We start from the raw sequence: 22,369 nt of genomic DNA on the forward strand, positions 1-22,369 counted from the left end.
GGTCGAACCGGGCGCCCGTCAGCCCGCCAGGAACGAGCGGTACCAGGGGGCCGCCGCGGCCAGCCGGGCCAGGGGGCCGGGGCCCGGGGGGCAGGAGGCGGCGGGCCAGATGGACTCGCTCGCGTACCAGTGGTCCTGGGCCAGCAGCCCGAACTGGCGCTCGCTCGTCCGGCCGGGCACGGTACGGAGCCGGTCGAGGCACGCGTCCCAGGACCAGTCGGCCCCGTCCTCGACCTTCGGCAGGACGTCGAGCGCGGCCAGTTCCGCCATCAGGTCGCCGTTGCTCACCGGGACCGGGTGGCTCGCGTGGTGGACGCCGGGCGGCGGGGCCGCCGGCGACGTGGCCAGGCCGGCGATCAGGCGCGCGAGGTCGTCCACGTCCACGACGGAGAGCAGGGCGCGGCCGCCGTCCCAGCGAGCCGGGACGCGGGCGAGCAGCTCCGCGAGGGCGGGCACCACCCAGCGGTCGCCTGCGCCCAGAACGAGGCCCGGGCGCAGGACCGTTCCGCCCGCCGCGAGGACCGGGGTCTCGCCGGCCAGACGGGTGCGGCTGGCGGGCGACACGGGGGCGGGGGCGATCTCGTTCACCGCGATGCCGCGGTGCGGGCCCGGTCCGTAGACCGCGGCGGTGGAGAGGTGGACGATGCGGTCCACACCCCGGTGGACGGCCTCCTCGACGAGGGCCGTGGTGCCCTCGACGTTGACCGCGGCGCACTGGGCGTCGTCACCGGAGATCCGGGAGGCGAGGTGGATCAGGACGTCCGCGCCGCTCGCCGCCTTCCGCAGCGAGGCCCGGTCGGTCAGGTCCACGGACACCCATGTCACGCCCGGCGGGGCGGAGTCGGGGGCGGTGGCGGAGCGGCCGAGCGCCCGGACGGAGAGCGTCCGGCCGGTGTCGTGCGCGGTCGAGGTCAGGGCGTGCAGCACGCGGGAACCGACGAAGCCGGTCGCCCCGGTCAGAACGACACGCAGTGCGCTCACGAAGCGCCCACGGTGTCGTCGGCGGGGAGGCGCAGCCCGGCGACGACCTCGGCGGGGGCGAGGGCGGGGAGCAGACATCGCCACATGTCGCCGATCCGCCGGGGCAGGTCGGCGCGGCCGGTGGCGAGTTGGGACATGACCTGCGTACCGGTGTAGGCGGCGACGAGGAGCTGCGAGAAGGCGGCCACGTCCACGCCGTCGAGCAGCTGGCCCATCTCCCGGGCGCGGACGAACTCCTGGTGGAAGTGGTCGGCCCACCACTCGTAGATCTGGTACTCCTGCGGACCGACCACGCCCTGCTCGACCGCGAGCCGGACACCGGCCCGCAGCAGGGTGTTGGTCTGCATCTCGACGGCGAGGTAGCCGGTCATGTCCAGGAGCTGCTGGAGGCCGCCCTCCCCCTCGGGGAACTTCAGATCGGCCGCCTGCTCCAGGATGACCGCACGGGCCAGTCCCTCCTTCGACCGGAAATGGAAGTACACGGCGCCCGCCGTGACACCCGCCCGATCGAGGATCTTGGTGATGCTCGCGCCGAGGTATCCGGCCTCGTCGAACACCTCCGCCGCAGCTCGGAGCACCAACTCCCGCGTGCGGACCGCCCGTTCCTGCCTGTGTTCCGCCACTGCGCCTTTACCCCGTATACATCGACAAAGAAAAAGAGTGACCACTATCTTATGTGAGCGGCCGGCCACCACACCAGTGTGCAGGTCCGCGAATATCTGGAAACAGTCAGGGGAGAACTGTTGTGCCTCCGATAGAGCTCGCACCGGACCGGACGACCACCGGTCCCGTGCCCGTTCCGATGTCGTACACCCACAAGACCAACCCGGCCGAAGTGCTCCTCGTGAGCTGGTGCCGGACCGGGGCCGACACCTTCACCATCACCGCCCGCTGGCCGCGCGAGCACACCTTCTACCTGGCGCGACACGGCCGGTACGACCCCCTGTTCCTGACGGAGACCGTGCGTCAGACCCTGCCGATGCTCTCCCACGCCGCGTACGACGTCCCGTTCGGACACCAGCTGCTGTGGAAGGACTTCGCCTGGGACATCGACCCGGACGAGCTGTGGGACGACGGCCGGGACGCCCATGTCGAACTGCACATCACCTGCTCGGACGTGAAGTACCGCAAGGGGCGGGCGACCGCCCTCACCCTCGCCGTGGAGGCCACGCGCGCGGGGCGCCGGCTCGCCACGGCCCGGACCCGGTTCACCATCCAGGACCGTGCGGTCTACGAGCGGCTGCGCGGGCAGTACGCCGACATCGCGAGCGCCAACGCGCGCGTGCTGCCGCTGCCGCCGCCGTCCCCGACGCACGAGACGGGCCGGACCCGGTTCCAGGACGTCGTGCTCTCCTGCACCGACGTCCCCCTGCGCTGGCAGCTGCGGACGGACACCTCGCACCCCGTCCTCTTCGACCACCCCGTGGACCATGCCCCGGGCATGCTGCTCCTGGAGGCCGCGCGCCAGGCGGCGCAGGCTGCGGCCCAGCCGCGGCAGACCCTGGTCACCGCCATGAGCTGCGACTTCACCCGGTACGCCGAGCTCGACGCGCCGTGCTGGATCACCGCGAGGGCGCTGCCGGACGACCCCAACGGGCGGCGGTGGATGCTGGTGACGGCGCAGCAGAACGGCGAGGAGATCTTCACCTCGGTCGTCGCGCTGGCCGAGGTGCCCACCGAGCTCTGAGCTGTCTCACCTCACGCGAAGCCCGGGCGGCCGTCGGCCGCCCGGGCTCACGCGCGCGTGGATCAGGCCTCGTCCGCCGGCGCCGGGCGGGTGGCGAAGAGGGCGCCGTACTCGGTGACGCCCTCGCTGATGGCCGTCGCGCCGGCCAGGTGCAGGGCGTGCCAGAAGATCGCCTGGTTGGCGGTGACGACGTGGAAGCCCAGCTCCTCCTCCAGCGGCTTGATGGTGCCGACGGCGCGGATGCCGTTGCCCGCCACCAGGACGGCGTCCGGCCGGTGGGAGGCGACGGTGGTACGGAGCCACTCCGAGAGGTTCTGCGGCGTGATCGCCTTCTGGTTCGAGGGCAGCCCGCACGGCCCGTGGTGGACCACGTCGAAGCCGAACTCCCGGAAGTAGTCCGCGCCCTGGCCGGAGAGCTTGTCGTCGAACCACGGCGGGTTGACGAGGGCGATCCGCTTCGCGCCGAGCGCGGTGAAGGCGGCCCGGGCGGCCTTCGTGGTGCCGGTGATCGGCAGTTCCCGGGTGACCGGGCGCAGCCGCTCGTACAGCTCCCGCTCCCCCGCCGCCTTCAGCACGTAGCTGGAGGAGGTGAAGCCGAGGGTCAGCGCGTGCAGGGGGGATGCGGCGAGCTGCTCGACGGCGTGGTCCAGGAAGGGCGGTTCGACGAACGCGCGGACCGGGTCGTGCGGGATCTTCTCGTCCATCTCGCCGCCGGCGCGCATCGCGCCGAAGTGGACGCGGGAGCCGTGGATGGAGACCGACGCGGGGGCCATGGCCTGGAGTTCGGCCTCGGGGCCGACGTCGGCGTGCGGGACGACGACGCCGATCCTGATGGCGGCGTCCCAGCCGTCGGTGGGCGTGGCGGCCTGGGGCGCGTGGGCGGCCTCGGTGACCTGGGTCATGGGGTACGGCTCCTTACTTCGCTTCGTCGGCCAGTCGGCCGCCGGCCACCGTGCTCACGCCGGTGTCGCTGAGGAACTTGGGGTGGCGGGCGCGCATCGAACCGATGACGAACTCGTACGGGACGTCGTCGAAGGCGCCGTGGTCGGTGAGGAACTCCATGGCGCCGGCGCCGCCCTCGTACGGGTGGTACAGGCTGTCCGCGAGGCCGTCGAACTCCAGGGCCTCCATGCCGTAGAGCTTGCAGAGCATCTTGTTGAAGACCGGCGTGGCCTTGACCCACTTGCCGTCCAGGTAGACCTGGGTGAGGCCGTGGAAGAAGACGTCGCCGCCGATGTACTCGATCAGCCGGGGCGAGGCGAGGTGGTTGCGGACGTCGCCGTAGACGAGCTTGGAGGGGATGCCGAGGGCCCGGACGGCGGCGGCGTAGAGGGCCGACTTGTGCAGGCAGAAGCCGGACTTGGTGGTGGCGGTGTGGGAGGCCTTCAGCCCGTCCGGGGACAGGTCGGCACCGTAGACCTCGTAGAAGACGCCGTCACGGACGGCGTAGTAGAGCTCGATGGCCATGGTGCGCTTGTCGGACGCGCGGTCCTTGACCACGTCGTCGATGAAGGTCTGGACGGCGTCGGTCTCGTAGTCGAGGAACTCGGTGGGCTGCGTCAGCCGGTCGTACAGGTCGAGGGTCATCACGGTCGGGTTCCCTTGGGTCGAAGGCCGGTTCGGAGGCCCGTGCGGAGGGCGGTTCTCAGGCCGGGTGTCAGCGGCCGGTTCAGAGGCCGAGGAGGGCGGCGATGCGGTTGCGCTGGATCTCGCTCGTGCCGGAGTAGATGGTTCCGGCGACGGAGTCGCGCAGTTCGCGCTCGACGCCGTGGCTGGTGAGGACGCCGCGTCCGCCGTGGATCTGGACGGCGTCGAGCGCCATCCTCAGATTCGCCTCGGAGACGACGGTCTTGGTGGCGGCGAGGTCGATGGCGGCGTCCTGGCCTGCCTCGACCTTGGCGCCGGTGTCGCGCAGCCACTTGCGCGCGGTCTCCAGGCTGATCTTCATGTCGGCGATCTTGTGGCTGACGGCCTGGTACGAGCCGATGGTCTGGCCGAACTGCGTACGGGACTTGGCGAACCGGATCGTGTCCGCGAGCCGGCGGGTCATCTCGCCGAGCGTGATCGAGAAGGCGAAGAGCACCTCGCGCTTCATGACGTAGTCCAGGACCCGGAAGCCGGAGCCCTCCCGGCCGACCCGCTGGGACACCGGGACGCGCAGCCCGTCGAAGGCGAGCGTGCCGATCGGGCTGGTGCGCAGGCCGATCTTGTCCATGGCCGGTCCCACGGTGAGGCCGGGCGTGCCGGCCTCGACGAGCAGGGTGGTGAGACCGAACGGGCCCGGGGCGCCGGTGCGCACGTACAGCAGGAAGAGGCCGGCGACGGGGGCGTTGGTGATGAACATCTTGCTGCCGTCGACCACGTAGTGGTCGCCGTCGAGGACCGCCGTCGTCGTGGAGTTGATGGCGTCCGAGCCGCCGGACTCCTCGGTGATGGCGTGGGCGGTGATCACGTCACCGGCCGTGATCCGCGGGAGGTGGCGCCGCTTGAGCTCCTCGCTGCCGAACTGCTGGAGCGGGATGCCCACGGAGACGATCTGGGTGGACGTGGAGAAGGAGAGGCCGGCGTCGTGGGAGGTGTGACCGAGGCCTTCCAGGACGCGCATGGTCTCGGTCAGGGACCGGCCGTGGCCTCCGTAGTCGGGGTGGAAGGGGGTCCGCAGGATCCCGGAGTCCTGGACGGCGGGCCACTTGTCGGTGGGGAACGAGCCGCTGCGGTCCAGTTCACCGAGGTCGGCGTTGAGTTTGTCGGCCCACGGGGTCGCGAGGTGGAAGAGGTCGTCGGTCACAGCCTGGTCCTTGTCACATCGGGTGGGGAGGGGGTGCCCCGGGACGGCACGGGCGGGTGCCGTCCCGGGGCGGGGCGGATCAGTACTGGGAGAAGCCGTCGGCGGACAGCTTGTGCTTCTCGGTGCCGACGATCGGCGGGTTGAAGACCGAGATGAGGTGCAGGTCCTCGTAGTCCGACGCGATCAGGTAGTGCGGGTCGTGCTCGTCGAGCGCGTAGATCGTGCCGGGCGTGATCTTGTGGCGGGTGCCGTCCTTCTCCACGACCTCACCGGAGCCGGCCACGCAGTAGCAGGCCTCCAGGTGGTCGCGGTACTGCAGCGCGCTCGTGGTGCCCTGACGTACGAGGGTCACGGCCACGGCGAAGCCCATGCCGTCGGTCTTGGTGAGGAGGCGGTGGCTGGTTCCGTTGCCCCACTGGACGGGGACGACGTCGTCGACGCTGCGGGTGAACATGCGGATTACTCCCTCGGGTGTGGTGTGTGTGCGGGTGTGGTGAGCGGAAGTGCGGTGGCGCCGGCGGAGCTGGTGGAGCGGGTGGCGCCGGTCGAGCGGGCGGCGCCGGCGGAGGGGTCGTTACGGCGGTCAGGCCGCCGTGGCGGGCGCGTTCTCCCGGACCAGGCGGGTGATCGCGGTGAGGGTCCGGAAGTCGTCCGGGCCGAAGTCGATGTCGTCCACGGCCACGCCGTAGCGGCTCGCGATGTGGGAGATCAGCCGGACGAGGCCGAGGCTGTCGATCACTCCGGAGTCGATCAGGTCGTAGTCGTCGGTGAGGTCCGAGGAGTCCTCGCCCGCCAGGAACTCGGTGACGAGGTAGGCACGGATCTCCGCGGTCACGTGGGTGGCGCCGGTCTCGCTCATGCGGTCTGGTTCTCCTTCATGCGGTTGTTCCTGATGAGGTTCCGGTCGGGCTTTCCCGTCGACGTCCGGGGCATCGGGGCCTCCGTGACGTGCACCGAGGACGGGATCGCGTGGCGCGGGAGGTGCTTGCTGATGTGGGTCCGCAGGCGCAGACCGGTCAGCGCGGTGGCCGGGTGCCGGGTGACGTGGGCGTGCAGGCGGACGCCGGTCTGCTCGTCGGGGAGGGCCACGACGACGGCCTCGGCGACGTCCGGGTGGGAGGCGACGACGGTCTCGACCTCCTGGAGGTTGGTGCGTACGCCGCGCACCTTGACCTGCCAGTCCGACCGGCCTTCGAGGCGGTACAGGCCCTCTTCGGTACGGGTGACGATGTCGCCGGTGCGGTAGTACACCTGGCCGCCCTGGACGGTGAACGCCTGCTCGTTCAGGGCGGACCTGAGGTAGCCGGCGGTCTGGAACGGTGTGGAGACGAGGAGTTCGCCGGTTCCCGCGCCCGGGACGGCCCGGCCTTCGGCGTCGACCACGAGGGCGCGCACCCCGGCGAGGGGGCGGCCGATCGGCGGCGCGGCGGCCGCGTGCGGGTCGATGGGGTGGATGAAGGAGTCGTTGGTCTCCGTGCAGCCGAAGATGTTGTGGAACCGGGCGTTCGGGAACGTCCGCGTCATCGGCGCGAGGAGCTCGGGGGCGAGCGAGTCGCCCGTGGTGATGAGGGTGCGCACGGCCGCGAACTCCGGCCCGTCCTGGACCAGGAGGCGGTGCAGCATGGGCACGCCCTGGACGAAGGTGACGTCGCGGCCGGCCACCAGGCCCTGCAGGTGCGGGGCTTCGGTGGCCCGGTCCTTCTCGACCAGGACGACCTGGGCGCCGAGGCGCAGGAAGGTCCAGACGTCGAGGAGGGCGAGGTCGAAGTTGAGCGGGGCGTAGGAGAGCGCCACGTCGTCCCCGGTGAGCGCGAACTCGGCGGTGGCCCAGTCGGCGAAGGCGTCGAAGCCCTCGGCGGGGATCGGCACGATCTTCGGGGTGCCGGTGGAGCCCGAGGTGGTGAGCAGGAGGCGGGTGCGGCCGGCGTCGGGCCGGTCGAAGCCCTCGGCCTCCACCGCGTTGGCGACGACCGCCTCGGCGACCAGGTCGCCCTCGGCGCAGACGGTGAGGGTGTGCGAGGCACGGGCCTGCTGGGCCAGCCTGGTGCGGGCGGCGAGGCCCAGGTCGGGCGAGGGCGCCAGGGCGATCAGGCCCTCGTGGAAGACGGCCGTCAGGAGGGCGATCGTCTCCGGGTTCTTGTGGGCCGGGACGCAGACGGTGCTGCCGGCCGGCAGCGCCAGGCGACCCAGCTGGTCGCGGAGCTCCCGGGTGATGGCGCCCAGCTCCTCGTACGTGACCGTGCGCCGGTCGTACGAGAGGGCGACCCGGCCGGCGCGTTCCCGGCTGTGGGCGTCGATGGATGCGGCGAGAAGTGTCGATGGCACGGCGGTCTCTCCCCCGAGACGTTCGAGTCGTTGAGATCAAGTGCGCGCATCGCCCCCCGAAGAGGCAATGCTTGCATCGTCATTCAAAGAGATCGCGAGAATCTCGCGACGAGATTGACGAGTCGAGAACCGGGAACCGCGTTCTCGTTACGCTTGATCATGCAACGAAACCACCCCTGGCGCGCTATGCCGAGATCCCGCGATTGACAGCGCGTCAGGGGTTGGGGGAGAGTGCCGAACCGACTCTGTCCGGACGTACGGACCAGGTGCCCGTCAGACGCCGGCGGCGCGCAGCGACTGGACCGTGGCGGCGTATTCGGGGTCGGCGGTCAGGGCGTTGAGCGCCGAGGAGAGCACGTCCGCGTAGGTCGTACGGGCGGCGGCGAACCGCTCGCGGCCCTCGTCCGTGATCACCGCGTAGACCCCGCGCTTGTCGGACGGACAGAGGTCCTTGAAGGCGAATCCGGCCACTTCGAGGCGTGCGACCAGGCGCGTCACCGAGGACTGGCCGAGACCGACCCGTTCGGCCAGGTCCTGCATGCGCAGCTCGCTGTCCTCGGCGTGGGTGAGCGATTCGAGCGCACGGAACTCCGACAGGCCGATCCCATGGCGTCGCTGGAGCGCCTGCGCCAACTCCCGCTCGACGCGCGAGTGCAGGACGAGAAGGCGGCTCCAGACGACCTGGTCGGACGACGCGGTGTGGGTAGCGACCATAAGGTGACGCACCTTTCATCGAGAGTTGACAACAGGGTACATGCTCATGCAACCTCATGGCGCCGCGTCAGTCCGTCACCGGCCGACTACGCCCCCGAAGAACTTGCACGGACAAACAACTTCCTGGAGAGTGAGTTCCATGACGTCCCCCTCCCCGCAGGCAACGCCGCAGAACGCCAACGTCGGCTGGGCCTGGCTCCTGTTCTCCTCGCTGTTCGAGATCACCTTCGCGCTCTCGACCGAGGCCACCGACGGGTTCACGAAGCTCGGCCCGTCCCTGCTCACCGTCGCCGCCGCCTCCTGCGGCATCTTCACGCTCTCCATGGCCCTGAAGACCGTCGACGTCGGCGTCGGCTACACGGTCTGGGCCGGTATCGGCGCCGTCGGCACCGTCGTCTTCGGCACCCTGATCTACGACGAGAAGATGACCATCTGGAAGGTGCTCGCCTTCATCCTGATCATCGGTGGCGCCCTCGGCCTGCGGATCTCCGACAACGTGGCCGCGAAGAAGCAGGCCGCCGCCGAGGCCGCGCAGGCCCCCGCCGCGCAGCCCGTCGGCTGACCCACAGCCGCTTCAGCCGCTTCAGCCGCTTCACCCGCTTCCCCGACCTCCGCTCCGTCCCACCTTCCCGAAACGAGTCACCACCATGACCTGGGTCTACCTCGGCATCGCCATCGTCTTCGAAGTCCTCTTCGCGCTCGGCACCAACGCCACCAAGGGATTCACCCGCCTGTGGCCCTCCGTGCTCACGCTCTCCGCCGCCGCCGGCGGCATCTACACCCTGTCCCTGGCCCTGCGTGAGCTCGACGTCTCCGTCGGCTACACGATCTGGACCGGCATCGGCGGCGTCGGCACGGTCATCTGCGGCGCGATCATCTTCAAGGAGAAGATCACCCCCGCCCGGCTGATCTCCTTCGCGTCCATCATCGGCGGCGCCGTCCTGCTCCGCCTCACGTCCGTCTGATCGGCGCGTACGCCATGACCGACATCGACGCCCTGCTGCCGCACATCCACGAGGCCGTACGGATCAGCCGGGAGCACGTGGCCAAGGGCGGCATCCCCTTCTCCGGGATCGTCGTCCAGGACGACCGGGTGCTCGGCACCGGGTTCAACCGGGTCCGCGAGGACCACGACGCCAGCGCGCACGCGGAGGTCGTCGCGCTGCGCGAGGCGGCCAGGAAGGCCGGGGTGTTCGCCGTCGCCGGCTCGACCCTGATCGCCTCCGGGGAGCCCTGCGCCATGTGTTACATGGTGGCGCGCTACTTCGGCGTCGGACACATCGTGTTCGCCGCCGACCGGAAGACCGCCGGCGCCTACGGCTTCGACTACGGCAGCTCGTACGGGATCTTCGCGACCGACCCCACCGAGTGGCCGATCCGCGTCACGCACGCCCCGGTCGAGGGCCACGAGGTGCCGTTCCAGGAGTTCCTGACCGTACAGAGGGGCGGAGTCCGATGACTGTCCAGGAGCCGGCGACCGGCCAGGAGCCGGTGAAGATCCAGATCTGGTCCGACTACGTCTGTCCCTTCTGCATGCTCGCGGAGGGGCCGCTGGAGCAGGCCACCGAGGACCTGGACGTCGAGATCGAGTGGAAGCCGTTCGAGCTGCGGGAGCACCCGCAGCCCACGCTCCGCCCGGAGGACCCCTACCTGCCCGACATCTGGAAGCGGGCCGTCTACCCGATGGCCCGGCGGATGGGCGTGGACATCACGCTGCCCACCGTCTCCCCGCAGCCCTACACCCGGCTCGCGTTCGAGGGCTTCCAGTACGCACAGGACCACGGCAAGGGCGACGCGTACACCCGGCGCATGTTCCGCGCATTCTTCCAGGAGGACCTGGACCTCGGCGAGATCGAGATCCTGACCAAGCTCGCCGGTGAACTGGACCTGGACCAGGACGAGTTCCGTACGGCCCTTGAGCAGGGCACGTACACCGCCCGGCACCAGGACGCGCTCAGGGAGGCCGCGGCCCACCGGGTCCAGGTCGCCCCGACCTTCCTGATCGGCGACATCCGCATGGAGGGGGTGCCCTCGGCGCCCCAGCTGCGCAAGGCGATCCTGGACGCGCAGGCGCGGCAGCAGGAGCAGCAGGACGGGTCGTTCGGCGCCGCGTGCGGCATCGACGGCGTCTGCTGACCGGACCGTACGCCCCCGTACGCACACGACGAAGGAGCCGGCCGCCTCCCCCGAGGCGGCCGGCTCCTTCGTGCATGGCGTGTACGGCGTGTCTGTGAGCCGGTGCTACTGGCCGGCGAGGCGCGGGAAGAGCTTCAGCGCGTTCTCGCGGCCGATGGCCGTGCGCTGCTCCGCGTTCCAGCCCGCGTACGTCCGGAAGCCCTCGACGTTCTCCGTCGTGTGCGCGGCCGGCATGAACGGGAAGTCGCTGCCGAACAGGATCCGGTCCGGGGCGGCCAGTTCGGTGAGCGCGGGCAGTGCGAAGCGGTTGGCGGACATCGCGATGTCGTAGTACAGCCCGCGCAGCGCCCCGACGACGTCCTTGGGCGCCCGCTCGGTCAGGTACTTCCCGATCGTCGGCCCGTACGTGAGCCGCTGCGCCAGGAACGGCAGCGTGCCGCCCGCGTGGCTGACGATCAGCTTCAGGTGCGGCAGCCGCTCGAGGGTGCCGCTGAAGAGCAGGTCGACGACCGTGCGGGTGGTCTCGAAGGTGAAGTCGTAGAGCGAGGGCGGCAGGTCGAAGGTGGCGACGTCCTTGGCCGGCGGGGTGCCGGGGTGGACGTGCACGGGCAGGCCGCGGTCGGCGATCTCGGCGAGCAGCGGCTCGAACTCGGGGTCCCCGAGGTAGCGGTTGCCGTAGCTGGTGAGCAGTCCGACGCCGTCGAGGCCGAGCTCGTCGATCGCGTACGTCAGCTCGTCCTTGGCCGCGGCCACGTCGGGCAGCGGGAGGATCGCGAACGCGCCGAAGCGGGCGGTGTGTTCGGCGATGAGGGCGGCGTAGTACTCGTTGACCTCGCGGGCCAGGCGGTGGCTCTCGGCGCCCTGGGCGAAGGTGACGCCCGGCGCGGTGACGGAGAGGACGGAGGCGGCGATGCCGTGCCGGTCCATCACCTCCAGGGACTCCTCCGGGGTCCAGGTGGGGTAGTCGACGCCGGGGATGGCGACCTTGTCGCCGAGCGCGGCGCGGTAGGTCGGCGGGATCGCGTGGTGGTGGACGTCGATGAGTCCGTTCACGTCGGGCATGTCAGTGTTCTCCGTCGGTCTGGCGGTCCGGCAGTACGTCGAGTTCGACGCCGAACCAGGTGCGGTAGGCGGCCCGGACGGCGTCGTCGTCGGCCAGCTCCTCCTTGGTCCTGACCCCGTTCTCGGTGCGGGTCAGGGTCCGTCCTGCGAGGGTGACCCGCCCGTCGGGGGTGGGCATGGAGCAGACCTGGCGGGCCAGGAACGGCGAGTCGTCGGCGCTGCGGAACCACCACATGGTGGGGGCGAAGTCCGCGAGTTCGCGGGCGCGCGGCTCGACGCGGTACTGCAGTTCGCCTTCGCGGTACAGGTCGAGGTCGCCCTTGGGCGCCTCGACGAGTTCGAAGGTGCCCTGCGGGTCCTCCTGGGCCGTGCCCGGTTCCAGTCGCAGCGGGAAGCGGAAGGCGTGCCCGTAGCCCACGTCGGCCAGCCACGGGACGGCGCTGTCCTCGGTCCGTACGCGCAGACACAGGTGGCCGAGGAGCGGGCCGAACACGCCGTCCTCCAGGACGCGGCCGCCCAGCGGCTCCACGTCGAAGCCGAGGGTGGTCAGGAGGGTGTAGAAGGCGCCGTTGAGTTCGTAGCAGCAGCCGCCTCGGCCGCGCCCGATGATCTTCTCCAGGGCGGGTTCGCCGAGGCCGATCGGCAGGCTGGGCCGGCCGAAGGCGAAGTCGATGTTCTCGAACGGCACGCTGAGCACGTGCCGTTCGTGCAGGTGGGCGAGGGCCTCGGCGTCGAGGCGTTCGGGCCGCTTGGCGCCGATCCGGTCGAGGTAGGCGTCCAGGGTGGTCACGTCGAGCATCAGACGTACTCCGCCGCGTACCGGGCGACGATGCTCTGGGCCTTCTCCACGTCGGCGGCGTACTGGTCCGCCTCGGGCGCCGGGACGCCCTCCTCGGCGGTCACGCCGAGCTCGGTGAAGAAGCGCTCGAAGCCGGCCGGGGTGAAGATGATGAGCATCTTGCAGGGCTCGTCGCCGATGTTCTTGAACGCGTGCACCTTGCCCTTGGGGACGAAGATGAACGCGCCGGGGCCGACGACCTGGCTGATCTTCTCGTTGGAGATCTCCAGCTCGCCCTCGATGAGGTAGAAGGCCTCGTCGCTGTCGTGGTGGATGTGGAGCGGCGGTCCGCCGCCCGGTGGTACGAGGGCTTCGATCAGGCCGAGCGAGCCGTGGGTGTTCTCCTTGTCGGCCTTGATCGTGTAGTGGTCACCGAATACCCAACGGGCCGGTCCGGCCTTGGGCGGGATGTAGACGATGCCCTCGAATTCCTCGAAGCTCAAGGTGTTCCCTTCTCGCGGGCGTGCGCGTGCTCCCTCCACTCCATCCGGCGAACCGCCGCACGGGCATCACGTGTTCACGGGGTTTTCCCTGGTCACTCCCGTGAATACGTGATGGCCGCGAAGCCGCGCGCGGCCATCGTGGTGCGTGCGCGCGGACGCGCGTTGGGCCTGCCCGGCGGGCCCTCAGCACCGAGGATGGGATGAGAGAGATGACTGGTCGCTTCACCGGCAAGGTGGTGCTTGTCACCGGGGGTGGGTCCGGGATCGGGCGTGCCACGGCCGTGGGCTTCGGCCGCGAGGGCGCCACCGTGGTGGTCGCCGGGCGCACCGCCGACCGCCTGGTCGAGACGGTCCGGCTGATCGAGAAGGAGGGTGGTACGGCCGGTCATGTCACGGCCGACATCGCCGTCGAGGCGGAGGTGGAGGCGCTGGTACGGACGGTCGTCGAGCGCCACGGCCGGCTGGACGTCGCGGTCAACAACGCGGGGTACCTGCCCGAGCCCGCCGGTCTCGCGGAGCTGGCGGAGGCGGACTTCGTACGGACCCTGGAGATCAACCTGCTCGGCACCTGGCGGTCGTTGAAGTACGAGATCCGGCAGATGCGGGAGCAGGGCGGCGGCACCATCGTCAACGTGGGTTCCGTGGTCGGCGCGCACCTGACGATTCCGGGGGCCGGCGCGTACGGGGCGAGCAAGGCGGCGATCGCCGCGCTCGGGCGCAGCGCGGCGCGGGAGTACGCGGCCGACGGCATCCGGGTCAACACCCTCAGCCCGTCCTCGATGGACACCCCCATGTCGCTGCTCGAGAACGAGACGCCGGAGGAGCGCGTGGTGCGCGCCAAGGGCATGTTCCCGGTGGGCCGGATCGGCACGGTGGAGGAGGGCGCGGCGGCGGTGCTGTACCTGGCGTCCGAGGAGTCGGGCTTCGCGCTCGGCCACGACCTCGTGATCGACGGCGGCATCACGGCCTGAGCCGGTCCGTGTGACGACAGAACCGTGCCCCGGTCCGCAGGGGGGAGGCAGCGGACCGGGGCACGGCGTTCTCTGGGGACTCAGACGCGGCCCGCCCGGGCCGGCTCCTCGTCCTTGCGTCCCGCGACCCCGCCGGACGCGACCACGCCACCCTCGGCGGCGGGCCGGGACCGGTACTGCAGGTGGCCCGCCCACAGCGTGCCGAGCAGTCCGGCGGTGGCGAGCGCGGCGCCGACCCAGGCCACCGACTCGAAGCCGAAGCCGGCGCTGATGGCCATGCCGCCGAAGGCCGGGGCGAGGGTGTTGCCGACGTTGAAGGCGGAGGTGTTGGTGGCGCCCACCAGGGTCGGGGCGCCGGGCGCCACGACGAACACCCGGGACTGCAGGATCGGGTTGGTCACGTACCCCGCGAGGCCGAGGACGAAGATCAGGGCGACGGTGACGACGGTGTTCTCCGCGAGGACCGCGAGCAGCGCGGAGGCGACGGCGAGGACACCGGTGCCGAGCGCCAGGGTGCGGATCGGGTAGGCCTCGGCGGTCCGGCCGCCGATCACCATGCCCAGCAGGCCGCCGACGCCGAAGAGCGCCAGGAGCACGGGGACCCAGCCCTCGGCGAGGCCGGTGACGTCGGTGAGCAGCGAGGCGAGGTAGCTGAAGGTGACGATGACCGCGCCGAAGGAGAAGGCCGTCACGGCGTACGAGAGCCACAGCTGCGGCCGCGCCATGGCGCGCAGTTCGGCGCGGACGGTACGGGCCTCGTCGGCCGAGCCCTTGCCGCCGGGGATGGCGAAGACCGAGCAGGCGAGACTCACGAGGGTGAGCACGGCGACGCCCCAGAAGGCGGCGCGCCAGCCGGCGAACTGGCTCAGGACGGTGCCCGCGGGCACGCCGACGATGGTGGCGAGGGTGAGCCCGCTGGCGACCACCGCGACGGCCTTGCCCTTGGCGTTGGCCGGGACGAGGGCGACGGCGGTGGCGACGGCGACGCCCCAGAAGCCGGCGTACGCGAGGGCGCTGACGATCCGGGTGGCGAAGAGGACGCCGTAGCCGGGGGCGAGCGCGCCGACGATGTGCGCGGCGATGAAGACGGCCTGGAGCGCGACGAGGGCGGTGCGGCGGGGCCACTTGAGGGTGGCGACGGCGAGCAGCGGGGCGCCGACGACCATGCCGATCGCGAACGCGGAGATCAGCAGGCCGGCGTCGGGGATGGAGACACCCAGGTCGTCGGCGAGGTTGGGGAGCAGCCCGGAGAGCATGAACTCCGATGTGCCTTGGGTGAAGATTCCCAAGCCGAGGATGTAGACGGCTAGGGGCATGGAGTGCCTCCAAAGGCGTGGTGGTGGCGCGGTGTTGGGGTCCGGCCGCGAGCGGGGCGGTCGGCCACGGGGCGACGCTAGCACATTTTGGAGCAGTCGCTTCAAAATGACGGCACGGCGTGCCCCGGGCCGAATTCGGGGCTCAGTTGCGCCAGTTGTCGGGCGCGTTCAGCCGCCACAGGAGTACGGCGGTGTGCGCCCGCTGCCGCTCCGAGGGGTCGCTCAGCGACATCGCGAGGGCGCGCTCCGCGCGGGCCACCCGGTGGGCGACCGAACTGTGGTGCAGGGAGAGGAGTTTGGCCGCCTCGCGCAGCGAGCGCGTACGGCAGACCGCCTCCAGGGTCGCCAGCATCTGCGGGCCGTCCGGCTCGGCCTCCAGGCGCGCGACCGCGGTCACGTCCGGATGCGTGAGCGCCGCGTCCTCGGGGATGTCGGCGAGGAGGACCTGGGCGCCCAGCTCGGCGGCGTCCACGAGCCGGGGCCAGGTGGGCCCGAGCCCCGCGAACCGGGCCGCACGCCGGGCCTGCGCCCAGGACTCCGGGAGCCGCTCGGGCGCGACGGCGGGCCCGAGCCCGACGGCCACGCCGGGCCCCGGCCGCAACGTGGCGGCCCCCGTCCTGGTACCGGGCCCCGGCAGGACGATCGCCCCGACCCGGGGCCAGAGCACGCCGTGCGGGGCCGTACCGCCCGAACGCGTCGTCGGCGACAACTCGGCCGCGGAGGCGCGCAACGCGCCCTGGAGGGACCGCGGTTCGGCCACGACCACGGCGACGGCCCGCATCGGCCCGGCCGGCGGAAGCCCGAGCAGGTGCAGCGCCCGGGACCGCTGCGTCTCGGGCATCGACGCCGACAGCACCGCCTGCACAAGCGCCGGATCCCCGAGCCCGACGGGCCCCCAGACCCGGTGGTCGGGGGCCTGGGCGACTCCCCCGAAGCCCTGGGACGGGCCCGGGACCGCGCCCAAGGCCGTGCCCCGGGCCGGGGCCGTACCCGGAGCCGCGGCCGTGCGCGGAGCTCCGGCCGCGCCCGGAGCCGAAGCCGTACCCCGGCCCGCACCCGCACCAGGGCGGCGCGTCCGCGCGAACGGACCGCCACCACCCGGCTCCCCCGCCGTCACGCCCCCGCCGCCCGCCGCCAAGGCGGCCGCCGCCAAGGCGGCCGCCGCGAGGGCCAGGCGTTCGGTGAGGAGGGTGTCGAAGGGGAGGGGTTCTCCCGGGCGTTCGATCCAGACCTCGCCCGTCGCGCGGCCGGCCACGGTGATCAGCCGGCGGGTCGACGGGATCACCTCCCCGGCCGCCTCCGGCACGCCGCCCGCCGGACATCGCCGCAGCACCCGGCCGTGGTCCGACATCCCGGCGGTACAGCCCGCGACCCGCGCCGCGGCGCGAACCAGCTCGTCGGCGTCCGTGACGCTGCCGAAGAGCGCGTCGAAACGGGCGAGGAGAGCCGGCGCCGTCTCCGCCTCTGAGGACGGGTGCGCGGGGCTCGACGTCAGTCCGTACATCCGCGCAGGCTAGTGCGGGGGCCCCGGGCGCGACCCGCGCGGCCGCGACACTCCGTCAGGTCGGCGCACCAATCGGTGTCTCCGGGGCGCCAACATGCGACGGGCGTCGGCGGCGCACGGCCCCGCCCGCGGGGGACGATGACCGCATGAGTGACGCCTCCCACCGATCCGCCACGCCCGCGCCCACCCGCATGCGGCTCCGTCCCGACCTGGCACCGCTCGTCGACGAGATCCCCTACCTCGACGTCGCCGAACCGAGCGTCGCCCGCCGCACCCTCAAGGACCTCGAAGCCCAATGGGAGCCGGCCGACACCGGCGCCATCACCGTGACCGAGCGGCTGATACCCGGCCCGGCGGGCGCCCCCGACATCGCGGTGCGCGTCTACACGCCCCGTACCGAAGGCCCGCACGGCGGTCTGCTGTGGATCCACGGCGGCGGCTTCGTGATGGGCAGCCTGGAGACCGAGCACAACCAGTGCGTCTGGTTCTCCTCCCGCGCGAACGTCGTCGTGGTCAGCGTCGAGTACCGCCTCGCGCCCGAGAACCCGTTCCCCGCGGGCGCCGAGGACTGTTACGCGGCCCTGGAGTGGTTCGCCGCGCACACCGAGGAGCTCGGGGTCGACCCGGCGCGCCTGGGCGTCGCGGGCTGCAGCGCGGGCGGGGCGCTCTCCGCCTCCGTGGCCCTGATGGCGCGCGACCGCCAGGGCCCTGAGCTCGCGCTCCAGGTGCTGACCTTCCCGGTGACCGACGACCGCATGGACACCCCGTCCGCGCGGGCCTTCCACGACACGCCCGTCTGGTCGACGCCGCAGTCCGTCTCGATGTGGCGCCACTACCTCGGCGAGGGCCACGAGCAGCGGGAGACCTCGCCGTACGCGGCGCCCAACCGCGCCGACGACCTGAGCGGGCTCCCGGCCACCCACATCGTCACCGCCGAGTACGACCCGCTGCGCGACGAGGGCCTGCGCTACGGGCAGCGGCTCCTGGAGGCGGGCGTGCCGGTCACGCTCCACCAGTGGGCCGGTGCCTTCCACATCTTCGACTCGTTCGGTACGGAGAGCGGTCAGCGTTCGATCGACGAGCTGGTGCTCGCCGTCCACGAAGCGCTGGGCGACTGAACCCACTCTCCCGACCCGCTTTTCGCCCCGAGGAGGCCCCCCACATGACCGACGCAGCCCAGGACGCGCCCCACCGCGTCCGCGTCACCGCGGATCCCGACTGGTACGCACCCGCCGGCATCGCGCTCGGCATCCGGCTCGGGAACCTGGTCTTCACCTCGGGGCAGGCCCCGATCGACGCGCGCGGCGCCACCGTCGGCGCGGGCGACTTCGAGGCCCAGGCCCGACAGGCTCTGGCCAATCTCGCGCTCGTCCTGAAGAACGCGGGATCCGGCCTCGACCAGGTCGTCAAGGCGACCGTGTTCGTCACGGACATCGCCCGGGACCAGGAGGCGTTCGCGCGGGTCAGGGCCGAGCACTTCGCCCCGCACACGATCGCGGAGTCCTTCGTCGAGGTCTCCTCCCTCGCCGATCCGGACTGGCTGATCGAGATCGAGGCGATCGCGGTGACGTCGGGGACGGTGACGGCGTGAGCGGCGGCGACGAGAGCCGCGGCGGCCTGATCCGTACGGTCGTCCCTCGAATTTCAGTGCGCCCGCTCCAAAAACTCTAGACTGCGGTCATGGCCAGGCCCAGGAAGTTCGACGAGACGCACGCCCTCACCGCCGCCATGAACACGTTCTGGCGCCAGGGGTACGAGGCCACCTCGACCCGGGACCTGGCCGACTCGACGGGGATGGGCCAGTCGAGCCTGTACAACGCCTTCGGCGACAAGCGCGAGCTGTATCTGCGGGCCCTGCGTCGCTACTACGAGACGCACACCGCCGAGCAGACCGCCCTCCTCGAACAGCCGGGGCCGGTGAAGGACCGGCTCCGGGAGCTGATGGTCCACGCGATCGACGACGATCTCTCGGACCCGGAAGGCTCCGGATGCTTCGCGATCAACGCGTCGGTCGAGAAGGCCGACGCGGACGACGCGGTCCGGGAGGAGGTCCTCCGGCACTTCTCCACCGTGGAGGAGGCGCTGGCGGAGACCCTCGCACGAGGGAAGCGTTCCGGCGAGATCACCGCCGATCGGGACACCCGGACGCTCGCCCGGCAAGTACTCAGCACCTACTACGGATTGCGCGTTCTCGCCCGGGTCCAGAAAGACCGGAACGCCCTGCTCGGCGTCGTCGAAAGCGCCCTCTCCGCGCTGTAGCCGGCCCGCCCTTCCGGGGCCGGGGAACCTGACGGACGACATGACAGAGTGGACCGGGCGCCGTTGCGACCCCTCTGGCCGCCCCGTCAGGGTCTGCCGCGTGAATACAGCCAACGCTTCGTACCGGAAACACCCGTCCGGACATGTCCTCGGCTGGGCGAGCCTGACCCCGGCCGAACTGCGGGTGGCCCGCCTGGTGTCCGAGGGTCTGACCAACCGTGCCGTGGCCACCCACCTGGTCGTCTCACCGCACACGGTGGACAGTCACCTGCGCCACATCTTCATCAAGCTGGGCATCTCCAGCCGCGTCGCGCTGGCCCGCCTGACCGTCTTCAACGACCAGGTGAGCCCGCACGAGCAGCCCGTGGAGAGCGCCGGTCCATCCCGTATCCGCGCCACTTGACGGACTCGGCGGGCCGTCGTTGCGGCCCGGTGGGGGGCCTGGTGATAGTGGATTTCGTACGAATCGGCGCGCCTTCGCAAGGCCCGCGCCGGTCACACTCGTCGACGCTCCGGCATGCCGATGCTGCCAGCCGAGCCGCCGCCGCAGGACGGAAGACGCCGGGCGGGACATCACGTCGACGCGCACGCGTCCGTGCCATCCGCCCGCCTCCACCCCCGCCACCAGCCGGAGTCCATCCGGCACGCCCGCCGAGGGAAACCGATGACCGACATTCTGTCCCACCTCCGCTCCCTACCCGCACTCCAGCAGCCCGACTGGGAGGGCCACCCGCGTCTGGCCGAGGTCCGCACGGACCTCGGCCGGATGCCGGCCCTCGTGGACGCCGAGGCCGTCCGCCGGCTGCGCTCCCTCCTCGCGGAGGCCGCCGCCGGGCACGTCCAGGTGATCCAGACCGGCGACTGCGCCGAGGACCCGGCCGAGGCCAACCCCGGCGACGTCCACCGCAAGACCGCGCTCCTCGACGTCCTGGCCGGAACGATGAAGCTCGCCTCCGGCAGGCCCGTCCTGCGGGTCGGCCGGATCGCGGGACAGTACGCCAAGCCCCGCTCGAAGCCCACCGAGACGGTCGGCGGCACCGAACTCCCCGTCTACCGGGGCCACATGGTCAACCGCCCCGAGCCCGACCCGGCGCAGCGCGAGGCCGACCCGGCCCATCTGCTCACCGGCTACCGCGCCGCCAGCGACACCATGCACTACCTGGGCTGGCGCGGCACGGCCGTCCGCCCGGAGCTGGACGTGCCGGTGTGGACCAGCCACGAGGCCCTGCTCCTCGACTACGAGCTGCCCATGCTGCGCCGCGAGCCCGACGGCTCGCTGCTGCTCACCTCCACCCACTGGCCGTGGGTGGGCGAGCGCACCCGGCAGCTGGACGGTGCCCACATCGCCCTGCTCGCCGCGGTCTCGAACCCGGTCTCCGTCAAGGTCGGCCCGTCCATGACGCCCGACGAACTCCTCGCCCTGTGCGACCGGTTGGACGCTCAGCGGCGCCCCGGCCGGCTCACCCTGATCGCCCGCATGGGCGCCGAGAACGCCGCCACGAAGCTGCCGGCGCTCGTCGAGGCCGTCGACCGCGCCGGCCACCCGGTGCTCTGGCTCTCCGACCCGATGCACGGCAACACCGTCAGCGGTCCCGGCGGGCTCAAGACCCGGCTGCTCACGACCGTCGTGAAGGAGATCGAGGCGTTCCAGGACGCGGTCGGCGCGGGCGGCGGCGTCGCCGCGGGCCTGCACCTGGAGACCACCCCGGAGAGCGTCACCGAGTGCGTCGCCGACGCGGACGGGCTCGGCAGCCTCGGCGACAAGTACCTGAGCTTCTGCGACCCGCGCCTCAACCCGCAGCAGGCCGTCGCGGCCGTCTCCGCGTGGCGCGGATGACCCCGCACGACGCGCGGACGACACCGACGACAGGCGTGGACACGGAGGTTACGGACGTGGCAGGAACAGTCGCCCTGGTGACGGGCGCGGCCGGCGGCATCGGCGAGGCCGTCGTCCGGCTGCTGGCCGAGCGCGGCGCCAGGGTCGCCGCCGTCGACCTGGTGCCGGACCGGCTCGCCGAGACCGTGGCGCGGCTGCGCGCCGACGGTCTGGACGTGACCGGCTTCCCGGCCGACGTCACGTCGAGCGCGGACGTCGAGGCCGCGGTCGCCCGGATCGAGAACGAACTCGGCCCGGTGGAGCGCCTGGTGAACGCGGCCGGCGTGCTCCGCCTGGCGGGGGCGCACGCCCTGAGCGACGAGGACTGGACGACCACGTTCGCCGTCAACGCGAACGGGGTGTTCCACACCTCGCGGGCCGTGGTCAACCGCATGATCCCGCGCCGGCGCGGCGCGATCGTCACGGTCGCGTCGAACGCGGCGGGCACGGCCCGGGCGCAGATGGCGGCGTACGCGGCGTCCAAGGCGGCCGCGACGGCGTTCACCAAGTGCCTGGGCCTGGAGGTGGCGGAGTACGGCATCCGCTGCAACGTGGTCGCGCCCGGCTCCACCGACACCCCGATGCTGCGCGGCATGCACACCGCCGACACGGCCGCGAAGGCGTCGATCGCCGGCTCCCCTGAGGCGTACCGGGTCGGCATTCCGCTGGGCAAGGTCGCCCGGCCCGAGGACGTCGCGCGGGCCGTCGCCTTCCTGCTGTCCGACGACGCGGGCCACGTCACCCTGCACGAACTGACCGTGGACGGCGGTGCCACGCTCGGTGTCTAGTGAAGAGAGGAACGGCCGGCCCATGCCCGGTATCCCCCCGATCGAGTCGTACCCCATGCCCACCGAGGGCGAGCTGCCGGAGAACATCGTCGGCTGGCAGGTGGATCCCCGCCGGGCCGTGCTGCTCCTCCACGACATGCAGGAGTTCTTCCTCAAGCCGTTCCCCCGCTCCCAGGCGCCCGGTGACGCCCTGGTGGCCAACTCGGCGCTGCTGCGCGAGCGGTGCGTCGAGCTCGGCGTGCCGATCGCGTACACCGCGCAGCCGGGCGACATGACGCCCGAGCAGCGCGGGCTCCTGAAGGACTTCTGGGGGCCGGGCATGAAGGCCACCCCCGAGCACCGCAAGGTGGTCGAGCCGCTCGAACCGGGGCCGGCGGACTGGACGTTCACGAAGTGGCGGTACAGCGCCTTCTTCAAGTCGGAGCTCCTTGAGCGGATGCGCTTCCACCGGCGCGACCAGCTGATCGTCTGCGGTGTGTACGCGCACGTGGGCGTGTTGATGACCGCGGTGGAGGCCTTCACCAACGACATCGAGACCTTCCTGGTGGCGGACGCCGTCGCCGACTTCTCGGCCGCCCACCACAAGCTCGCGCTCGACTACGCGGCACAGCGCGCGGCCCGCGTCGTGTCCGCCAAGGCCGTGCTGAGCGAACTCGACGCGGGCGGCTCGGCGCGCTGAGC

At 71.8% G+C, this 22,369-nt stretch carries 27 protein-coding genes; 13 read left to right on the forward strand and 14 right to left on the reverse strand.

Annotated features, from left to right (window positions below):
* Positions 1 to 18 precede the first annotated feature (18 nt).
* Positions 19 to 981, reverse strand: coding sequence for an NAD(P)-dependent oxidoreductase (locus AB0F56_RS10895; protein WP_362006755.1), 963 nt, complete (start codon positions 979 to 981; stop codon positions 19 to 21).
* Positions 978 to 1,604 (reverse strand): ScbR family autoregulator-binding transcription factor, encoded by a 627-nt coding sequence (locus tag AB0F56_RS10900; protein WP_362006756.1) that lies wholly within the window; start codon positions 1,602 to 1,604, stop codon positions 978 to 980. Before AB0F56_RS10900 ends, AB0F56_RS10895 begins: the two co-directional genes overlap by 4 nt.
* A 122-nt stretch (positions 1,605 to 1,726) precedes the next feature.
* On the opposite strand from AB0F56_RS10900, the gene AB0F56_RS10905 reads away from it, so the two are divergent.
* The gene (locus AB0F56_RS10905; protein WP_362006757.1) at positions 1,727 to 2,668 is read left to right on the forward strand and encodes a ScbA/BarX family gamma-butyrolactone biosynthesis protein; all 942 of its coding nucleotides are present in this window, start codon (positions 1,727 to 1,729) and stop codon (positions 2,666 to 2,668) included.
* A gap of 62 nt (positions 2,669 to 2,730) precedes the next feature.
* On the opposite strand, the gene AB0F56_RS10910 is transcribed toward AB0F56_RS10905, so the two are convergent.
* From AB0F56_RS10910 to AB0F56_RS10940, 7 genes are all read right to left on the reverse strand, one after another.
* Positions 2,731 to 3,570: a maleate cis-trans isomerase gene (locus tag AB0F56_RS10910; RefSeq protein WP_362006760.1), complete on the reverse strand. Its 840-nt coding sequence runs from the start codon at positions 3,568 to 3,570 to the stop codon at positions 2,731 to 2,733.
* 13 nt (positions 3,571 to 3,583) lie between these two features.
* Entirely contained in the window at positions 3,584 to 4,255 is a 672-nt protein-coding gene (locus tag AB0F56_RS10915; protein WP_362006761.1) for a transglutaminase-like domain-containing protein, read from the reverse strand.
* 82 nt (positions 4,256 to 4,337) lie between these two features.
* Positions 4,338 to 5,456, reverse strand: coding sequence for an acyl-CoA dehydrogenase family protein (locus AB0F56_RS10920; protein WP_362006764.1), 1,119 nt, complete (start codon positions 5,454 to 5,456; stop codon positions 4,338 to 4,340).
* Positions 5,457 to 5,535: 79 nt separating this feature from the next.
* Positions 5,536 to 5,910 (reverse strand): ectoine synthase, encoded by a 375-nt coding sequence (locus AB0F56_RS10925; RefSeq protein ID WP_362006766.1) that lies wholly within the window; start codon positions 5,908 to 5,910, stop codon positions 5,536 to 5,538.
* A gap of 129 nt (positions 5,911 to 6,039) precedes the next feature.
* On the reverse strand, positions 6,040 to 6,315 hold the full coding sequence (locus AB0F56_RS10930) for a phosphopantetheine-binding protein (protein ID WP_362006769.1): 276 nt from the start codon (positions 6,313 to 6,315) through the stop codon (positions 6,040 to 6,042).
* Positions 6,312 to 7,781, reverse strand: a complete 1,470-nt coding sequence (locus AB0F56_RS10935; RefSeq protein ID WP_362006770.1) for an AMP-binding protein — start codon at positions 7,779 to 7,781, stop codon at positions 6,312 to 6,314. Before AB0F56_RS10935 ends, AB0F56_RS10930 begins: the two co-directional genes overlap by 4 nt.
* A gap of 273 nt (positions 7,782 to 8,054) precedes the next feature.
* The gene (locus AB0F56_RS10940) at positions 8,055 to 8,495 is read right to left on the reverse strand and encodes a MarR family transcriptional regulator (protein WP_362006773.1); all 441 of its coding nucleotides are present in this window, start codon (positions 8,493 to 8,495) and stop codon (positions 8,055 to 8,057) included.
* A gap of 139 nt (positions 8,496 to 8,634) precedes the next feature.
* Between AB0F56_RS10940 and AB0F56_RS10945 the strand changes: the two genes are divergently transcribed.
* The 4 genes from AB0F56_RS10945 to AB0F56_RS10960 all read left to right on the forward strand — a co-directional run bounded on the left by AB0F56_RS10945 (position 8,635) and on the right by AB0F56_RS10960 (position 10,631).
* The gene (locus AB0F56_RS10945; protein ID WP_362006776.1) at positions 8,635 to 9,057 is read left to right on the forward strand and encodes a multidrug efflux SMR transporter; all 423 of its coding nucleotides are present in this window, start codon (positions 8,635 to 8,637) and stop codon (positions 9,055 to 9,057) included.
* A gap of 85 nt (positions 9,058 to 9,142) precedes the next feature.
* The gene (locus AB0F56_RS10950) at positions 9,143 to 9,460 is read left to right on the forward strand and encodes a multidrug efflux SMR transporter (protein WP_362006778.1); all 318 of its coding nucleotides are present in this window, start codon (positions 9,143 to 9,145) and stop codon (positions 9,458 to 9,460) included.
* A gap of 14 nt (positions 9,461 to 9,474) precedes the next feature.
* Positions 9,475 to 9,954, forward strand: a complete 480-nt coding sequence (locus AB0F56_RS10955; protein WP_362006779.1) for a nucleoside deaminase — start codon at positions 9,475 to 9,477, stop codon at positions 9,952 to 9,954.
* Entirely contained in the window at positions 9,951 to 10,631 is a 681-nt protein-coding gene (locus tag AB0F56_RS10960; protein WP_362006782.1) for a DsbA family protein, read from the forward strand. The genes AB0F56_RS10955 and AB0F56_RS10960 overlap by 4 nt, the downstream gene beginning before the upstream one ends.
* A 105-nt stretch (positions 10,632 to 10,736) precedes the next feature.
* Here the strand turns inward: AB0F56_RS10960 and AB0F56_RS10965 are convergent, their stop codons facing one another.
* From AB0F56_RS10965 to AB0F56_RS10975, 3 genes are read right to left on the reverse strand one after another with little or no spacing between them, the layout of a single operon-like run.
* Positions 10,737 to 11,693, reverse strand: a complete 957-nt coding sequence (locus AB0F56_RS10965) for an amidohydrolase family protein (RefSeq protein WP_362006784.1) — start codon at positions 11,691 to 11,693, stop codon at positions 10,737 to 10,739.
* 1 nt (position 11,694) lies between these two features.
* The gene (locus AB0F56_RS10970) at positions 11,695 to 12,492 is read right to left on the reverse strand and encodes an arylamine N-acetyltransferase (protein WP_362006786.1); all 798 of its coding nucleotides are present in this window, start codon (positions 12,490 to 12,492) and stop codon (positions 11,695 to 11,697) included.
* Positions 12,492 to 12,974 carry a cupin domain-containing protein gene (locus tag AB0F56_RS10975; RefSeq protein ID WP_362006788.1) on the reverse strand — a complete coding sequence of 161 codons (483 nt, stop codon included), beginning with the start codon at positions 12,972 to 12,974 and terminating at the stop codon, positions 12,492 to 12,494. Before AB0F56_RS10975 ends, AB0F56_RS10970 begins: the two co-directional genes overlap by 1 nt.
* Before the next feature lie 209 nt (positions 12,975 to 13,183).
* Between AB0F56_RS10975 and AB0F56_RS10980 the strand changes: the two genes are divergently transcribed.
* Complete coding sequence (locus AB0F56_RS10980) at positions 13,184 to 13,945, forward strand: SDR family oxidoreductase (protein WP_362006791.1); 762 nt, start codon at positions 13,184 to 13,186, stop codon at positions 13,943 to 13,945.
* Between the two features lie 80 nt (positions 13,946 to 14,025).
* On the opposite strand, the gene AB0F56_RS10985 is transcribed toward AB0F56_RS10980, so the two are convergent.
* Together AB0F56_RS10985 and AB0F56_RS10990 are read right to left on the reverse strand one after the other, a co-directional pair.
* On the reverse strand, positions 14,026 to 15,261 hold the full coding sequence (locus AB0F56_RS10985) for a Cmx/CmrA family chloramphenicol efflux MFS transporter (protein ID WP_362006794.1): 1,236 nt from the start codon (positions 15,259 to 15,261) through the stop codon (positions 14,026 to 14,028).
* 142 nt (positions 15,262 to 15,403) lie between these two features.
* Positions 15,404 to 16,765: a helix-turn-helix domain-containing protein gene (locus tag AB0F56_RS10990; RefSeq protein WP_362006796.1), complete on the reverse strand. Its 1,362-nt coding sequence runs from the start codon at positions 16,763 to 16,765 to the stop codon at positions 15,404 to 15,406.
* Positions 16,766 to 16,911: 146 nt separating this feature from the next.
* On the opposite strand from AB0F56_RS10990, the gene AB0F56_RS10995 reads away from it, so the two are divergent.
* The 7 genes from AB0F56_RS10995 to AB0F56_RS11025 all read left to right on the forward strand — a co-directional run bounded on the left by AB0F56_RS10995 (position 16,912) and on the right by AB0F56_RS11025 (position 22,367).
* Positions 16,912 to 17,883: an alpha/beta hydrolase gene (locus tag AB0F56_RS10995; RefSeq protein WP_362006799.1), complete on the forward strand. Its 972-nt coding sequence runs from the start codon at positions 16,912 to 16,914 to the stop codon at positions 17,881 to 17,883.
* A 44-nt stretch (positions 17,884 to 17,927) separates the two neighbouring features.
* Positions 17,928 to 18,356, forward strand: coding sequence for a RidA family protein (locus tag AB0F56_RS11000; protein ID WP_362006801.1), 429 nt, complete (start codon positions 17,928 to 17,930; stop codon positions 18,354 to 18,356).
* Between the two features lie 89 nt (positions 18,357 to 18,445).
* Positions 18,446 to 19,024 carry a TetR/AcrR family transcriptional regulator gene (locus AB0F56_RS11005; RefSeq protein ID WP_362006802.1) on the forward strand — a complete coding sequence of 193 codons (579 nt, stop codon included), beginning with the start codon at positions 18,446 to 18,448 and terminating at the stop codon, positions 19,022 to 19,024.
* A gap of 100 nt (positions 19,025 to 19,124) precedes the next feature.
* Positions 19,125 to 19,427 (forward strand): helix-turn-helix transcriptional regulator, encoded by a 303-nt coding sequence (locus tag AB0F56_RS11010; protein WP_362006805.1) that lies wholly within the window; start codon positions 19,125 to 19,127, stop codon positions 19,425 to 19,427.
* A 261-nt stretch (positions 19,428 to 19,688) separates the two neighbouring features.
* Entirely contained in the window at positions 19,689 to 20,861 is a 1,173-nt protein-coding gene (locus AB0F56_RS11015; RefSeq protein WP_362006807.1) for a 3-deoxy-7-phosphoheptulonate synthase, read from the forward strand.
* A gap of 56 nt (positions 20,862 to 20,917) precedes the next feature.
* Positions 20,918 to 21,688, forward strand: coding sequence for a 2,3-dihydro-2,3-dihydroxybenzoate dehydrogenase (locus AB0F56_RS11020; protein WP_362006809.1), 771 nt, complete (start codon positions 20,918 to 20,920; stop codon positions 21,686 to 21,688).
* 22 nt (positions 21,689 to 21,710) lie between these two features.
* Complete coding sequence (locus AB0F56_RS11025) at positions 21,711 to 22,367, forward strand: isochorismatase family protein (RefSeq protein ID WP_362006812.1); 657 nt, start codon at positions 21,711 to 21,713, stop codon at positions 22,365 to 22,367.
* The last annotated feature ends 2 nt before the right edge of the window (positions 22,368 to 22,369 follow it).

Origin of the sequence: Streptomyces sp. NPDC026092 (assembly GCF_040638605.1) — a bacterium.
In the GTDB taxonomy this organism is placed as follows: domain Bacteria; phylum Actinomycetota; class Actinomycetes; order Streptomycetales; family Streptomycetaceae; genus Streptomyces.

What these genes read in the sequence shown, in the direction of transcription:
- AB0F56_RS10910 (WP_362006760.1), bottom strand. Translation starts at nt 3,570, where the DNA reads ATGACCCAGGTCACCGAGGCCGCCCACGCGCCCCAGGCCGCCACGCCC.
- AB0F56_RS10915 (WP_362006761.1), bottom strand. Translation starts at nt 4,255, where the DNA reads ATGACCCTCGACCTGTACGACCGGCTGACGCAGCCCACCGAGTTCCTC.
- AB0F56_RS10925 (WP_362006766.1), bottom strand. Translation starts at nt 5,910, where the DNA reads ATGTTCACCCGCAGCGTCGACGACGTCGTCCCCGTCCAGTGGGGCAAC.
- AB0F56_RS10930 (WP_362006769.1), bottom strand. Translation starts at nt 6,315, where the DNA reads ATGAGCGAGACCGGCGCCACCCACGTGACCGCGGAGATCCGTGCCTAC.
- AB0F56_RS10940 (WP_362006773.1), bottom strand. Translation starts at nt 8,495, where the DNA reads ATGGTCGCTACCCACACCGCGTCGTCCGACCAGGTCGTCTGGAGCCGC.
- AB0F56_RS10945 (WP_362006776.1), top strand. Translation starts at nt 8,635, where the DNA reads ATGACGTCCCCCTCCCCGCAGGCAACGCCGCAGAACGCCAACGTCGGC.
- AB0F56_RS10950 (WP_362006778.1), top strand. Translation starts at nt 9,143, where the DNA reads ATGACCTGGGTCTACCTCGGCATCGCCATCGTCTTCGAAGTCCTCTTC.
- AB0F56_RS10955 (WP_362006779.1), top strand. Translation starts at nt 9,475, where the DNA reads ATGACCGACATCGACGCCCTGCTGCCGCACATCCACGAGGCCGTACGG.
- AB0F56_RS10960 (WP_362006782.1), top strand. Translation starts at nt 9,951, where the DNA reads ATGACTGTCCAGGAGCCGGCGACCGGCCAGGAGCCGGTGAAGATCCAG.
- AB0F56_RS10965 (WP_362006784.1), bottom strand. Translation starts at nt 11,693, where the DNA reads ATGCCCGACGTGAACGGACTCATCGACGTCCACCACCACGCGATCCCG.
- AB0F56_RS10970 (WP_362006786.1), bottom strand. Translation starts at nt 12,492, where the DNA reads ATGCTCGACGTGACCACCCTGGACGCCTACCTCGACCGGATCGGCGCC.
- AB0F56_RS10980 (WP_362006791.1), top strand. Translation starts at nt 13,184, where the DNA reads ATGACTGGTCGCTTCACCGGCAAGGTGGTGCTTGTCACCGGGGGTGGG.
- AB0F56_RS10985 (WP_362006794.1), bottom strand. Translation starts at nt 15,261, where the DNA reads ATGCCCCTAGCCGTCTACATCCTCGGCTTGGGAATCTTCACCCAAGGC.
- AB0F56_RS10990 (WP_362006796.1), bottom strand. Translation starts at nt 16,765, where the DNA reads ATGTACGGACTGACGTCGAGCCCCGCGCACCCGTCCTCAGAGGCGGAG.
- AB0F56_RS10995 (WP_362006799.1), top strand. Translation starts at nt 16,912, where the DNA reads ATGAGTGACGCCTCCCACCGATCCGCCACGCCCGCGCCCACCCGCATG.
- AB0F56_RS11000 (WP_362006801.1), top strand. Translation starts at nt 17,928, where the DNA reads ATGACCGACGCAGCCCAGGACGCGCCCCACCGCGTCCGCGTCACCGCG.
- AB0F56_RS11005 (WP_362006802.1), top strand. Translation starts at nt 18,446, where the DNA reads ATGGCCAGGCCCAGGAAGTTCGACGAGACGCACGCCCTCACCGCCGCC.
- AB0F56_RS11015 (WP_362006807.1), top strand. Translation starts at nt 19,689, where the DNA reads ATGACCGACATTCTGTCCCACCTCCGCTCCCTACCCGCACTCCAGCAG.
- AB0F56_RS11025 (WP_362006812.1), top strand. Translation starts at nt 21,711, where the DNA reads ATGCCCGGTATCCCCCCGATCGAGTCGTACCCCATGCCCACCGAGGGC.